The 12,123-nt window shown below is 67.6% G+C and carries 13 protein-coding genes; 8 read left to right on the top strand and 5 right to left on the bottom strand.

Annotated features, from left to right (window positions below; all coding sequences use genetic code 11):
- Positions 1-109 precede the first annotated feature (109 nt).
- The 4 genes from ACFPN9_RS22840 to ACFPN9_RS22855 all read left to right on the top strand — a co-directional run bounded on the left by ACFPN9_RS22840 (position 110) and on the right by ACFPN9_RS22855 (position 4,415).
- Positions 110-1,450 (top strand): NAD(P)H-dependent oxidoreductase, encoded by a 1,341-nt coding sequence (locus ACFPN9_RS22840; RefSeq protein WP_066722464.1) that lies wholly within the window; start codon positions 110-112, stop codon positions 1,448-1,450.
- A 76-nt stretch (positions 1,451-1,526) separates the two neighbouring features.
- Complete coding sequence (locus tag ACFPN9_RS22845) at positions 1,527-2,522, top strand: TRAP transporter substrate-binding protein (RefSeq protein ID WP_066722461.1); 996 nt, start codon at positions 1,527-1,529, stop codon at positions 2,520-2,522.
- A 67-nt stretch (positions 2,523-2,589) separates the two neighbouring features.
- Positions 2,590-3,105 (top strand): TRAP transporter small permease, encoded by a 516-nt coding sequence (locus tag ACFPN9_RS22850; RefSeq protein ID WP_066722458.1) that lies wholly within the window; start codon positions 2,590-2,592, stop codon positions 3,103-3,105.
- A gap of 26 nt (positions 3,106-3,131) precedes the next feature.
- Complete coding sequence (locus ACFPN9_RS22855; RefSeq protein WP_066722455.1) at positions 3,132-4,415, top strand: TRAP transporter large permease; 1,284 nt, start codon at positions 3,132-3,134, stop codon at positions 4,413-4,415.
- Between the two features lie 140 nt (positions 4,416-4,555).
- On the opposite strand, the gene ACFPN9_RS22860 is transcribed toward ACFPN9_RS22855, so the two are convergent.
- The 3 genes from ACFPN9_RS22860 to coxB are packed head-to-tail and all read right to left on the bottom strand — an operon-like array spanning position 4,556 to position 7,973.
- Complete coding sequence (locus ACFPN9_RS22860; RefSeq protein WP_156446589.1) at positions 4,556-4,870, bottom strand: hypothetical protein; 315 nt, start codon at positions 4,868-4,870, stop codon at positions 4,556-4,558.
- Positions 4,870-7,371: a cytochrome c oxidase subunit I gene (gene ctaD / locus ACFPN9_RS22865; protein ID WP_066722450.1), complete on the bottom strand. Its 2,502-nt coding sequence runs from the start codon at positions 7,369-7,371 to the stop codon at positions 4,870-4,872. Before ctaD ends, ACFPN9_RS22860 begins: the two co-directional genes overlap by 1 nt.
- Positions 7,368-7,973: a cytochrome c oxidase subunit II gene (gene coxB, locus ACFPN9_RS22870; protein WP_245282272.1), complete on the bottom strand. Its 606-nt coding sequence runs from the start codon at positions 7,971-7,973 to the stop codon at positions 7,368-7,370. The genes ctaD and coxB overlap by 4 nt, the downstream gene beginning before the upstream one ends.
- A gap of 60 nt (positions 7,974-8,033) precedes the next feature.
- Here coxB and ACFPN9_RS22875 point away from each other — a divergent pair, with 60 nt between their 5' ends.
- Positions 8,034-8,546, top strand: coding sequence for a DUF2231 domain-containing protein (locus ACFPN9_RS22875; RefSeq protein WP_066722447.1), 513 nt, complete (start codon positions 8,034-8,036; stop codon positions 8,544-8,546).
- Here the strand turns inward: ACFPN9_RS22875 and ACFPN9_RS22880 are convergent.
- Positions 8,513-9,007: a CopD family protein gene (locus ACFPN9_RS22880; protein WP_066722444.1), complete on the bottom strand. Its 495-nt coding sequence runs from the start codon at positions 9,005-9,007 to the stop codon at positions 8,513-8,515. The two genes, ACFPN9_RS22875 and ACFPN9_RS22880, sit on opposite strands and share 34 nt — an antisense overlap.
- Positions 9,004-9,720 (bottom strand): cytochrome c oxidase assembly protein, encoded by a 717-nt coding sequence (locus ACFPN9_RS22885; RefSeq protein ID WP_066722441.1) that lies wholly within the window; start codon positions 9,718-9,720, stop codon positions 9,004-9,006. The genes ACFPN9_RS22880 and ACFPN9_RS22885 overlap by 4 nt, the downstream gene beginning before the upstream one ends.
- Before the next feature lie 226 nt (positions 9,721-9,946).
- Here ACFPN9_RS22885 and ACFPN9_RS22890 point away from each other — a divergent pair, with 226 nt between their 5' ends.
- The 3 genes from ACFPN9_RS22890 to pqqA all read left to right on the top strand — a co-directional run bounded on the left by ACFPN9_RS22890 (position 9,947) and on the right by pqqA (position 12,120).
- Positions 9,947-10,357, top strand: a complete 411-nt coding sequence (locus ACFPN9_RS22890) for a DUF2231 domain-containing protein (RefSeq protein WP_066722438.1) — start codon at positions 9,947-9,949, stop codon at positions 10,355-10,357.
- On the top strand, positions 10,350-11,870 hold the full coding sequence (locus tag ACFPN9_RS22895; RefSeq protein WP_066722435.1) for a PQQ-dependent sugar dehydrogenase: 1,521 nt from the start codon (positions 10,350-10,352) through the stop codon (positions 11,868-11,870). The genes ACFPN9_RS22890 and ACFPN9_RS22895 overlap by 8 nt, the downstream gene beginning before the upstream one ends.
- 103 nt (positions 11,871-11,973) lie before the next feature.
- A complete protein-coding gene (pqqA, locus tag ACFPN9_RS22900; protein ID WP_082735363.1) occupies positions 11,974-12,120 on the top strand; it encodes a pyrroloquinoline quinone precursor peptide PqqA in 147 nt (48 codons plus the stop codon).
- Positions 12,121-12,123 lie beyond the last annotated feature (3 nt).

Consider the following 12,123-nt stretch of genomic DNA (forward strand, 5'->3'; position numbering starts at 1 on the left):
CGGCGCCAGGTGACGCGCAGTCGCGTACGCCACCGTCCTCCATGCGTGCCTCCTCCAGAAACGGGATGTCCGGCCCGAATGGCCGGCCTGGCGAGGAAAGAACCGGCGCATGAACCTGCACAGACTGCTTCTCGAACGGAAAGCCGCCGGCAAGCCGGTCACCGTCGCCATCATCGGCGCGGGCAAGTTCGGCACGATGTTCCTCTCCCAGGCGCGCAGCACGGACGGGATGCACATCGTCGGCGTGGCCGATCTCAACACCGCCCGCGCCCGCTCGCAGCTGAAGCTGGCCTGCTGGCCGCAGGAGCAATATGCGGCGGCCTCCATCGACGATGCCCTGAAGAACGGCGCGACGCTCGTCACCGAGGATGGCGACGCGCTGATCGACCATCCCGGTGTCGAGGTCATCATCGAGGCGACGGGCGATCCGGGCGCCGGCATCCGTTTCGCGATGCGCGCCATTGCCAATGGCAAGCACATCGTCATGGTCAATGTCGAGGCTGATGCCTGCGCGGGGCCCCTGCTGGCGCGCAAGGCTCGCGAGGCCGGTGTCGTCTATTCGCTGGCCTGGGGCGATCAGCCGGCCCTGATTGCGGACCATGTCGACTGGGCCCGCGCGGCCGGCTTCCGCGTCGTCTGCGCGGGCAAGGGCACGCGCTACCACCCGACCTATCATCAGTCGACGCCCGACACGGTCTGGGACATCCTCGACAAGTACATGAAGATCAAGGATCGCAATTCGATCAATCCGAAGATGTTCAACTCCTTCGTCGACGGCACCAAGTCGGGCATCGAGATGACGGCCGTCTGCAATGCGACGGGGCTCGAATCCCAGGCCGAGGGTCTGTCCTTCCCGCCGGCGACGCGGTTCGAGCATGCCGAGATCTGCAAGCCGAAAGCCGATGGCGGCGTGCTCGAGCGGGCCGGCGTCACCGAAGTCACCTCCTCGGTCTATCGCGACGGCGCGGATGTGCCCCACAGCCTGGTCATGGGCACCTATGTCGTCTTCGAATCCGACAGCGCCTATAGCGAGGAGTGCTTCCGGGAGTATTCGATGCTGCCCGACAAGAGCGGCCGCTATGCCTGCCTCTACCGGCCGATCCACATGATCGGGCTCGAGCTCGGAATCTCGGTCGCCTCGGCAGCGCTGCGCCACGAGCCGACGGGCGCGCCGATCTGTTTCAATTCCGACGTCGTCGCCACCGCCAAGCGGGACCTCAAGGCCGGCGAGATGCTGGATGGCGAGGGCGGCTTCTGCGTCTGGGGCAAGCAGACACCGGCCAAGACCTCGCTGGCGGAGGGCTATCTGCCGCTCGGCCTCGCCCATCGCGTCAAGCTCAAGCACGACATCGCGCTGGGCCAGCGACTGAAATGGTCGGACGTCGCCTTCGATGCCGACGACGCCGCGGTCAAGGTTCGCCGCGAGATGGAGGATCACTTCCGGGGCTGACGCCGCCCCGGCCCAGCAGTGCAGACCGGCGAGAGCCCGAGATAACGGGCCGGCCAAACCGTCCAGGGAGGACATCATGACCAAGATCAGAGCAGACCAGCCGACCCGCCGGACCGTCCTGGCAGGAGCCGCGCTCGGCGCGGGCCTCGTCGCCATGCCCGGCATCCTGCGGGCCCAGCAGCTGAAATGGATCGGCGCCTCGGCGACGCCGCAGACCGACTTCATCGCCCAGAGTCTCGACGTGTTCGCCGCGCGCGTGAAGGAGCTGACCAAGGGCCAGATCGACATCGCCTCGCACCATGCCGGCGCGCTCGGCGGTGAGCGCGAGAATGTCGAGGGGCTGCTGCAGGGCTCGATCCATGTCGCGACGCCGGGCGCCGCCCTGCTCGCCGGCTGGTACAAGCCGGCCGAGGTCTTCACCTATCCCTATCTGTTCAAGAACGTCGCCCACAAGGACAAGGTCATGACCGCGATCATGACCGAATACGGCAACGACGTCGCGGCCCAGGCCAAGCTGCGTCCGCTCGGCGCCATCCCGCGCATGCCGCGTCAGCTCTCCTCCAGCCGCGTGGTCAAGACGCCGGCCGATCTCAAGGGCTTCAAGATCCGCGTGCCGGAGACGACGATGTGGCGCCGGACCTTCGAGCGCTTCGGCGCCTCGCCGACGCCGCTGCCCTGGCCGGAGGTGTTCCAGGCGCTGAAATCGGGCGTGATCGAGGGTCAGGAGAACCCGATGGCGCTGACCTTCAACGGCGGCATCTTCGACGTGAACAAGAACCTCGCGCTGACCGAGCACATGATGCAGGACAACATGATCGTGATCTCGGAAGCGAGCTTCCGTGCGGTCAGCGAGGACCAGCGCAAGGCCCTCGTCCAGGCCGCCCGCGACACGGAGGATACGCTGCGTCCGAAGGTGATCGCCGACGACGAACGCATTCTCGGCCTGGTCAAGGCCAAGAACATCGCGATCAACGATGTCGACAAGGACGCCTTCCGCAAGACGCTCGAAGGCATGGAGACCGAGTTCGCCCATGTGAAGAAATGGGTCGACCGGATCAAGACGATCGCCTGATCACCGGATCGCCACCGTTGTCGGGCCCGTCGGGCCCGGCACCTTGCTCTCGCGTGACGGGATTGCCATGCAGCCTCTGACCGGTCTGCCTGCGCTGTGGCGCAGGGTCTGTGATGCCGGCGACTGGATCGCCCGCGCCATCGTCGGCGCGTCGATCGCGGCCATCGTTCTGATCACCATCGTCGCGGTCTGGTACCGCTACGGGCTGGATCGCCCGCTGTCCTGGACGGAGCAGGTCTGCCGGATCCTGTTCGTCTGGTCGGTCTTCGCCGGCGCCGCGGTGCTCTACCGGAACATGCTGCACATCGCGATCGACATGTTCGTGCTGATGCTGCCGCAGCGGCTGCAGATGGTCGTGCTCTGGCTCAACCAGGGGCTGATCCTGCTGCTGGCCGTGCTGATGCTCTGGTTCGGGCTGCAGATTTCGATCGGCACGCTCGGCCAGACCTTCGGGGCGCTGGAGATCAGCCCGGCCTCCTTCTATTTCGCCGCGCCCTTCTGCGCCGCGCTGATGATCCTGTTCTGGATCGAGAAGCTGCTGGATCCGGCCCGTCGCGATCCGTTCGGCGACGTTCATCTCTAGACGCGCATTGCGAGGAGACGATCCCCATGGCCGGCGTGCTGATGCTCTCCTTCGGCGTGATGATGGTGCTGGGCCTGCCCATCGCCTTCGCGATGGCGCTCGCCGCCGTCATGACGATCGCCAACCACCCGACTCTGCCCTTCTCGGTCTTCGTGCAACGGGCGTTGATCGGTGCGGATTCCTACTCGCTGCTGGCGATCCCGTTCTTCATCCTGGCCGGCAACATCATGAATGTCGGCGGCATCACCGCCCGCATCATCAGCTTCGCCAATGCCTGCGTCGGCCGGTTCAGCGGCGGGCTCGGCCTCACCACCGTGATGTCCTGCATGGTCTTCTCCGGCGTCTCCGGCTCGGCGGTGGCCGATGCGACCGCTTTGGGCAAGGTGCTGATTCCGGGCATGAAGCGCTCCGGCTACGACCCCGGCTATGCCGCCGCCATCACGGCCTCAGCCTCGGTGATGGGGCCGATCATCCCGCCCTCGATCCCGCTCGTGATCTACGCCCTCTCGGTCGGCAAGGGCGTGTCCGTCGCCGCCCTGTTTCTCGGCGGCGTCATTCCCGGCCTGCTGCTCGGCGGCGGGCTCGCGGTCGTCGTCTACCTGATCTCGCGGGCCCGGAAATACCCGGTCCATGAGGCGGTGCCGATGCGCGAGGTGCTGCGTTCCGGCAGCAAGGCGATCTGGGCGCTGATGATGCCTTTCGTCATCCTGTTCGGCGTCACTGGCGGCGTCGTCACGGTGACGGAGAGCGCGGCCGTGGCGGTGCTCTATGCGCTCTTCGTCGCCATGGTCATCCATCGCGAACTGTCCTGGCGCCAGCTCTGGAGCATCTGCGTCCAGAGCGGGCTCGATTCCGCCGTGGTCATGATCATCATCGCCTTTGCCGCCGGCTTCGGCTGGCTGATGGCGGTGAGCGGCCTGCCGCGCGAGATTGCCGCGTGGATCGGAGCCTTTTCGGACAATCCCTGGGTCATCCTGATCCTGATCAACGTGCTGCTGCTGATCGTCGGCTGCTTCATGGAAGCGATCGCGGCCATGATCATCCTGATCCCGGTGCTGATCCCGATCGTCGAGGCGGTGGGGATCGACCTCGTTCATTTCGGGCTGGTCATCGTTTTCAACCTGATGCTCGGCCTGCTGACGCCACCCGTTGGCATCCTGCTCTACATCTGCGGGAACTTCGCCCAAGTGAAGATCGAGCGCGTCGTGCGGGAGGTGCTGCCTTTCCTAGGCGTTGGCTTCGGCGTGCTGGCGATCATCACCTTCGTTCCCGAAGTCGTCCTCTGGTTGCCACGGCTCGTGTTGCAGTGACCCGCGCTGCGTGGATGCGCGAGAGCCTCTCTTCGGCGGAGCGCCTCTTCGCGCATGAGCGCGCACGGTGCCGCTGGGGCGGCGCGGCGTTCCCTCGCCAGGACCATGCGCCGCCGACGGTGCAGATGGTCGCAACGCCGTCAGAGGCAATGCGCCGGTAGCAGCACGGGCGCTCCGGTGACGGCAAGCCCGCCGAGACCGGCCCAGCCGCCGACGAGCCAGGCACGCCGCAGCACCGGATCGGCGGTCGTGCCGCGGGCGCGCAGTGCCTGGCGCAAAGGCAGCAGGCTTAGCGCCAGACAGGACAACCAGAGCGGTATCAGCAGCCCGTTCAGCAGCGTGAAGGGGCCAAGCAGGAGGCGCTCTCCCCAGCCGAGGCCGCAGCCCAGGCCATGGGCGGCGTAGATCGCGTTGAAGCCCAGGGCCCAGATCAGCAGGCCGGCGAGGAGGCGCATCACCACCGCCATGACGCCCCCGCTGGCAGGGCGATGGCGGCGAGCGAGACGATCATCGCGAGCACGCCGTAGCGGAGCCAGAGCCGCGCCACCCGCGGCTCGAGCAGCCGGGCCGGCGAGACATAGCCCTGCGCCAGTCGCCGGCGGACGAAGAGCAGCATGACGAGCGCGATCAGCCCATGCACGGCGCCATAGATCAGCAGCACCCAGACAACCGCGCCATAGGCATGGCTCTGCGGGCTCGGCAGGCCGAGCCAGCCGAAGGTGCCGAGCGCCAGCAACCCGACGACGAGGCCGGTTGTCGCCAGCGCATAAGCGGAGCGCGCCCGCTGCGGCCGCCCCGTTCGGACCGCTGCCAGCGCTGCTTGCTCGGCCAACAGCGCTGCGGACACGCCTGCCAGGACGAGAATCGCGGCCATGAGCGAGGGCTGCGCCAGCACGGGCGGAGGCCATCCCGCGCCGACGGTGGCGAGGAAGGCGTAGCCGAAGAGGAGCGAGGCGAAGAAGGTCGCGTCCGTCACCAGCGCGAACACGCTGCCCCACCAACCCGGCGCCTCCGCCGATTCATGATGTGGCACCGCTTGCTCGCCACGGCCGAGCGGGATGGGACCCAGATCGGCCCGGGCCCCTAGTCCGGCCGCCCAGTGCCATCCGAGGATGACGAGACCCGCCAGCGCCACCGGCGCTGCCATGTAGAAGCCGAGCAGCAGCGAGAGGAAGAAGCTCCCCGTGACGGCCGCCGTCACGATCGGCAGCCAGGAATTGCCGGGCACGATCACGATCTCGCTCACCGCGCCCGAGACGATGTCGACGCCGGTCGTTTCGCGCAGCCCGTCGCGGGTCCGCCCGAGATAGCCTTCGCCCTGGGCGAGGCTCCGGGCCAGCGCATGGCGCCGGTCGAGCGGCTCGCGGCTGTCGACCTGCGGAAGGCTGGCGAGGTTGTAGCTCGGCGCCGGGATCGGCAGCGCCCATTCGAGCGTGCCCGCCCGCCAGGGATTGCGTCCGGAGCGCCGACCGAACAGCGCCGCGAGGCTGAAATCGATGACGGCGACGGCGACGCCGATCGCCATGATGAAGGAGCCGACCGAAGAGAGCAGGTTGGGCCAGTCCCAGCCGAGGCCGGTCTCGTAGCTGGAGACACGCCGCGGCATGCCGAGCAGCCCGGTCAGATGCATCACCAGGAAGGTCAGGTTGAAGCCGGCGAAGATGAGCCAGAAGGCGAGCTGCCCGAGCAGCGGGTGGCTGCGGCGCGCGATCAGCCGCGGCAACCAGTAATGCAGCCCGGCCAGCATCGGGAAAACGAAGCCGCCGATCAGGACATAGTGCAGATGGGCCGTGACGAAGGCGGTGTCATGGACCTGCCAGTTCAACGGCACCATGGCGAGCATCACGCCCGTCAGCCCGCCGATCAGGAAATTGAAGAAGAAGCCGGCGATGTAGAGCATCGGCAGCCGCATCTGCGGCTGCCCGGCCCACATCGTCGCAAGCCAGGCGAAGAGCTGGACCACGGTGGGCACCGCCACCAGCGCCGAGGCCGCCGAGAACAGCGCCAGCGCCAGATGCGGGATGCCGGTCGCGAACATGTGGTGGACCCAGAGCCCGAAGCTGAAGAAGCCCAGCACCAGGATCGAGCCCACGACCCAGCCATAGCCGACCAGCGGATGGCGGACCATGACCGGCAGGACGGTCGAGATGACCCCAGCCGCGGGCAGGAAGATGATGTAGACCTCCGGATGGCCGAACAGCCAGAACAGATGCTGCCAGAGCAGCGGGTGGCCGCCCCGCGCCGGATCGAAGAAGGGCCAGCCGAAGGCGCGCTCGATCTCGAGCAGGGTGGAGGCCAGGATCAGCGGCGGAAACCCGACCACCATCATCAGCGCCGTGACCAGAATGTACCAGGCGAAGATCGGCATCTTGCCGAGCGACATGCCCGGCGCGCGCAGCTTGAGCACGGTGACGGTGATCTCGATCGAGGCGCAGACGGCCGAAATCTCGACGAAGGTGATGCCGAGCAGCCAGACATCGGCATTGATGCCTGGCGTGTAAGTCTTCGATGCAAGCGGCGTGTACATGAACCAGCCGCCGTCGGGTGCCAGCCCCAGCGCCATCGCAGCGAGAAGGATGAATCCGCCGAAGAGATAGCACCACCAGCCGAAGGCGGAGAGGCGCGGAAAGGCCAGGTCGCGCGAGCCGAGCAGCTTCGGCAGCATGTACATGGCGAGCCCCTCGAAGAAGGGGATCGCGAACATGAACATCATCAGGCTGCCATGCATCGTGAAGATCTGGTTGTAGATCTCCGGCCCGACGAAGGCCGAGCGCGGCGTCGCCAGCTGCGCCCGGATCAGCATGGCGAGGATGCCGCCGATGGTGAAGTAGACACCCGCCGCGACCATGAAGCGGATGCCGAGATCGCTGTGATTGACGTTGGTGAGAACGCCTTTCCAGCCGCTCTGCCGCCGCCAGATCGCATCGAGTTCGGCGTGGAGCTTGAGCGCGCTCATGGACGGTCTCCGCCAGCGAGCTTCGCCCAGGCCGCCTCGTCATGGGCGAGGACGCTGAAATTCATGACACTGTGGCCGGTGCCGCAGAACTCGGCGCAGACGCCGCCATAGCGCCCCGGTAGGTCGGCGCGCAGCAGGATGCGGTTGCGGCTGCCGGGGACGGCGTCGATCTTGCCGCCGAGCCGCGGCACCCAGAAGCTGTGGATCACATCCGCGCTGGTGACGAAGACCTCGACGCTGCGCCCGGCCGGGATGTCGAGCACGTCGGCGCGCGTGACGGAACCTCCCGGGCCCTGGCGGGTAAACTCCCAGCGCCATTGTCGGGCCTGCGCCTCGACGCGGAGCGCCGGCACCTCGCGGGCGCCGGTGATGCGCTCGCCGAGCACCACCGCATAGACCGTGGCGACGCTGAGTAGGACCAGCGGGAAGACCAGTCCGCCGCCGACGAGGAACAGGCGCAGCGACGGCGCCGGCCTGCGGCGACGGCGCCAGGCCAGGAGGAACAGCCCGAAGATGACGACGAAGGACAGGATCGAGAGCGCGAGCAGCACGGTCATCAGCGTGAGGATGCTGTCCGCCGCCGGGCCGGCAGGATCGAGCACGGAGAGAGGGCCGCTGCACGCCCCGCAAGCGATGCCGGCCGTCGCGATGGGGGCGAGGCGATGAGCCCGCCGCGCCCCGATACCGACCAGGCGCTGGATCCGCTGCATGCGGAAAAGGTGCTGAGCGACACCGACACCCGCGTCGCCGTCGCAGGCCACCCGATCCATGCGATGTTGGTTGCCTTCCCGATCTCGCTGACGATGTGCACGCTCGGCGCCGACCTGTTCTACTGGTGGACCGGCGACATCTTCTGGACGCGCGTCGCGCTCTGGGCGATTGGCGCCGCCTTCCTGATCGGCCTCCTCGCTGGCCTGTCGGGCACCGTCGAACTGCTGCTGGTCCCGGGCATCCGCACCCGCCCGCCGAGCTGGACGCATTTCGTGATCGCGGTCGCGCTGCTCAGCATGCTCGGCGCCAATTTCGGCTACAGGCTGAGCGGTTACGAGGACGCGGTGCTGCCATTCGGCGTTCTGCTGTCGGTGCTGTGTGCCGGTTTCACGGGGCTGACGGGCTGGCATGGCGGGAAGCTCGTCTTCGACTACCGGCTCGGCGCCGGCGGCAGCAAAAGCTGACGGTTGAGGGGCTGCTGCAGCCAGTCTGGCATCAGCGCGGCGTCGAGATGCGGCTTGGCGAGCACGACAAGCAGGATCGCGGTCATGATGGCGAGGCCCGCGGACAGCAACAGCGCCGGCGGCACGGCGGGGCGGACATAGCCCTCTTCGCCCAGCCGCGCGACGCAATGCCCGACATAGGTGTGCAGCACGACCAGCCCGCCGATCAGCGCCAGCTTGGCGAACATCCAGGGCTCGAACACCCAGCGGGCGAAGATCAGGCTGCCGCCAGCGATCGTGGCGAGGACGGCGGCCGGACTGACGCAGAAATTATAGCCGAAATGGGCGAAGATCCGCATCCGCGCCGCCTCGCCGGCCCGCACGGGATTGTCGGCCCGCGCCAGCAGCAGAGGCAGCAACAGCAGACCGCCGCACCAGACCAGGAGGGTGGTGATGTGCAGGAATTTGAGCCAGGCGATCATGAGAATGCCGCCCGGTCGAGCCGCTTGGCGGTCCAGAGGGCATAACCGCCATAGATGAAGAAGGCCGGCACCCACATCAGCAGCCCGGCGAGTTGCTGATCCTGAAGCGGATCGAGGCCCCAGAGCAGCGCGCCCGCGGCGTGGACCGGGTAGAGCGGTGTCGGGGCGAGTGTGAGCAGCGCCCCCAACAGGCCCATTTGCCCGGCCCCTGCCGCGATCGCCAGCAGCGCCGTCACCGGTGCGGTCCGCGCCGACATCACATTGCGCCAGAACCAGACGAAGCTCGCCAGCAAGAACACCTGCATCAGCCAGTAGAGGCTCGCATCGCGATAGAGCGCCTCATAGAGCGCCGGCCAGTGCCACAACCACAGCGCAAGGCTCGACAGACCCAGCGGCGCCGCAACGCCGGAGGGCCGCCCTGCCGGGAATGCGATAGCCAGGAGCGGCGCGGCCAGCGCAGCCATGACCAGATGATGCAGGCCCCGCGCTGCAAACAGCGCCGAGGCGAGGGCGCAGAGCGGCGACACGAAAACGATCGTCAGCACCGCGACCGCGACAAGCCCCGCGAGGCGGCGCCGGTCCCGCAGCCCGAGGGCGGCTGCGGCAGCCAGCGCCAGCACCATCAAGAGGGGAGGGTCGAAATTCCAGGTGGCAAGGAGATCGGCGGGGGCGGGTGGCAGCCCGCAATAGGGAACGACACTTCCGACCGACACCCGAACCACCTCCCCGGACCGCGCGACCCCGGCCAGGGAATGGGGTCACCAGTCAGGAATACGCAAAGCGCCGCGCGAGGTTCCCTAAGCTCGGGGTCCCGATCGCTGCTTGCATCGGTTGTGCTTGCGGGCCGCGCGCGCCTTCACACGTCCGTGACCTCCCGGAACCAGCGCGTGATCCATCAGTAGGGTCCAGAGTTCCTCGCACCAAAGGCAAGCCGTTCGCATGACCTATCAACACGCCCGGTTCGACCGGCATCGCCCGATCGACCTCGTCTCGTCGGCCTTGCTGTCGTTTCCCGTCGCCTGCTTCACGCTCACGGTTCTCACCGACGTCGCCTACTGGCAGACGCTCAATCTGCTGTGGCTGCATTTCTCGGAATGGCTGCTGTTCGCAGGTTTGGTCTTCGGCGCGTTTGCGCTGCTGACGCTGGCGATCGATTTTGCCCTCCACCGCGTCCGGCCGGCCTGGTCGGCTGTCCTCGCGGGGATCGTGGTTCTGCTGCTCGCCACGCTCAACAGCTTCATCCACACGGCCGACGGCTGGACCGCGGTCATGCCGTACGGGCTGACCGTGTCGGTGCTGACCGTCGTCGTGATGATCGCCACCGCCTGGCTGGGAGCGCGCCATGACTGAAACCTCCCGCCTGTCCCTGATCGCACTCGCGTCCAGCTGCCTCGTTCTGGCGGGCTGCAACGACGAGAGCTTCGACGTGTCAAAGCAGTACGGACCCGATCCGGTGCTGCCGGCTCCGAGTTCGGACCTGCTGCCGGCTCTCAAGGTGGCCGAGGTGGTCGGCTGGCGCGATGGCCAGGCCCCGCGCGTGCCGGAAGGTCTCGTGGTAACCCCCTTCGCGAAGGGTCTCGCCAACCCCCGGACGGTGCATACCCTGCCGAATGGCGACGTGCTCGTCGTTCAGTCGAAGGCCCCGCCCGGGAAGCCCATCAACCGTCCCAAGGACATCATCCGCAACTTCATCATGTCGATCGCTTCGGGTAGCCCGGAAGGGCAGCCGGAGACGAACCGGATCACGCTTCTGCGCGACACGGACCGCAATGGCACGGTCGACGAGCGCGTCGAGCTGCTCACGGGGCTCAATTCGCCCTTCGGCGTCGCCTGGTACGAGGACACGCTTTATGTCGCCGCGGCCGATGCGATCCTGAGCTATCCCTATGCGCTCGGGCAGACCGCGATCGACGCGCAACCGACCGTCCTGACGCCGTTACCGGGCGGGCCGATCAACCATCACTGGACCAAGGATCTGGCGCTCAGTCCCGACGGCCGCTTCCTCTACGCATCGGTCGGCTCCAATTCCAACGCTGCCGAGCGCGGTCTCGAAGCGGAGAAGGGCCGGGCCGCGATCTGGCAGGTCGATCGCCGCACGGGGGCGGCGCGTATCTTCGCATCGGGTCTGCGCAATCCGAACGGGCTGAACTTCCATCCGGAAACCGGCCAGCTCTGGACCGTCGTCAACGAGCGCGACGAGCTCGGCGGCAATCTCGTGCCGGATTATCTGACCTCCGTTCGCGAGGGCGGGTTTTACGGCTGGCCCTGGAGCTATTACGGCCAGCATGCCGACCGGCGCGTCGTCCCGCCGCGTCCCGATCTCGTCGCGAAGGCGATCTCGCCGGATTACGCGCTGACGAGCCATGTCGCAGCGCTGGGGCTGGCCTTCACCCATGATTCCGCAATGCCGGCGGCCTATCGCAACGGCGCCTTCGTGGGCAACCGCGGCAGCTGGAACCGCAATGCCTTCAACGGCTACAAGGTGATCTTCATCCCCTTCGAGAACGGTCGCCCCACCGGCATGCCGCAGGATGTCGTGACGGGGTTCCTCGAGGGCGAACAGGCGCGGGGGCGGCCGGTCGGCCTGGCGATGGACGGGACGGGCGCGCTGCTCATTGCCGACGATGCTGGCAACACGGTCTGGCGCGTCGCGGCGGCGGATGGCTCGACCACCCCCCAGCCGATCCCCACGGACCGCGTCTCGGCTCAGGCCGCGTCGGCGGCGCCGGATTCCAGGCGTCCGACCGGCGAGGCCCCGCCAGTCGGCGCGCGGTCCCAGCCGTCGCAGACCGACATCGCACCGGCGGTCGGCCCGGAAGACGGTGCCGGGGCGGCACAGGGACCAAAACCGACGGCGCCGTGAGCGCGTATACCGACACGGAAAGCCGCGCCATCATGGCGCATGCCCAAGCCGGACCTTCACACCGGGCCGGCGCGTTACCTCTGTATCGTTGAAAGGAGACGTCATGACCTGGGAAACTCCCACCATCGAAGCCATCGCTTGCGGCATGGAAGTCACGGCCTACGCGCCGGCGACCGAGAGCCATGAAATCGCCAGCCATGAGATCGCCAGCCTCCCCGCGCAGCCGACCGCCGACACGCAGGCCGACTGACCA

The sequence above is a fragment of the Allobosea massiliensis genome, from assembly GCF_042655245.1.
Taxonomy (GTDB): domain Bacteria; phylum Pseudomonadota; class Alphaproteobacteria; order Rhizobiales; family Beijerinckiaceae; genus Allobosea; species Allobosea massiliensis.

Coding starts and splice junctions, on each gene's coding strand:
- ACFPN9_RS22845 (WP_066722461.1), top strand. CDS start 1,527: ATGACCAAGATCAGAGCAGACCAGCCGACCCGCCGGACCGTCCTGGCA.
- pqqA (WP_082735363.1), top strand. CDS start 11,974: ATGACCTGGGAAACTCCCACCATCGAAGCCATCGCTTGCGGCATGGAA.
- ACFPN9_RS22880 (WP_066722444.1), bottom strand. CDS start 9,007: ATGATCGCCTGGCTCAAATTCCTGCACATCACCACCCTCCTGGTCTGG.
- ctaD (WP_066722450.1), bottom strand. CDS start 7,371: ATGAGCGCGCTCAAGCTCCACGCCGAACTCGATGCGATCTGGCGGCGG.
- ACFPN9_RS22875 (WP_066722447.1), top strand. CDS start 8,034: ATGAGCCCGCCGCGCCCCGATACCGACCAGGCGCTGGATCCGCTGCAT.
- ACFPN9_RS22855 (WP_066722455.1), top strand. CDS start 3,132: ATGGCCGGCGTGCTGATGCTCTCCTTCGGCGTGATGATGGTGCTGGGC.
- ACFPN9_RS22860 (WP_156446589.1), bottom strand. CDS start 4,870: ATGCGCCTCCTCGCCGGCCTGCTGATCTGGGCCCTGGGCTTCAACGCG.
- ACFPN9_RS22890 (WP_066722438.1), top strand. CDS start 9,947: ATGACCTATCAACACGCCCGGTTCGACCGGCATCGCCCGATCGACCTC.
- ACFPN9_RS22895 (WP_066722435.1), top strand. CDS start 10,350: ATGACTGAAACCTCCCGCCTGTCCCTGATCGCACTCGCGTCCAGCTGC.
- ACFPN9_RS22850 (WP_066722458.1), top strand. CDS start 2,590: ATGCAGCCTCTGACCGGTCTGCCTGCGCTGTGGCGCAGGGTCTGTGAT.
- ACFPN9_RS22840 (WP_066722464.1), top strand. CDS start 110: ATGAACCTGCACAGACTGCTTCTCGAACGGAAAGCCGCCGGCAAGCCG.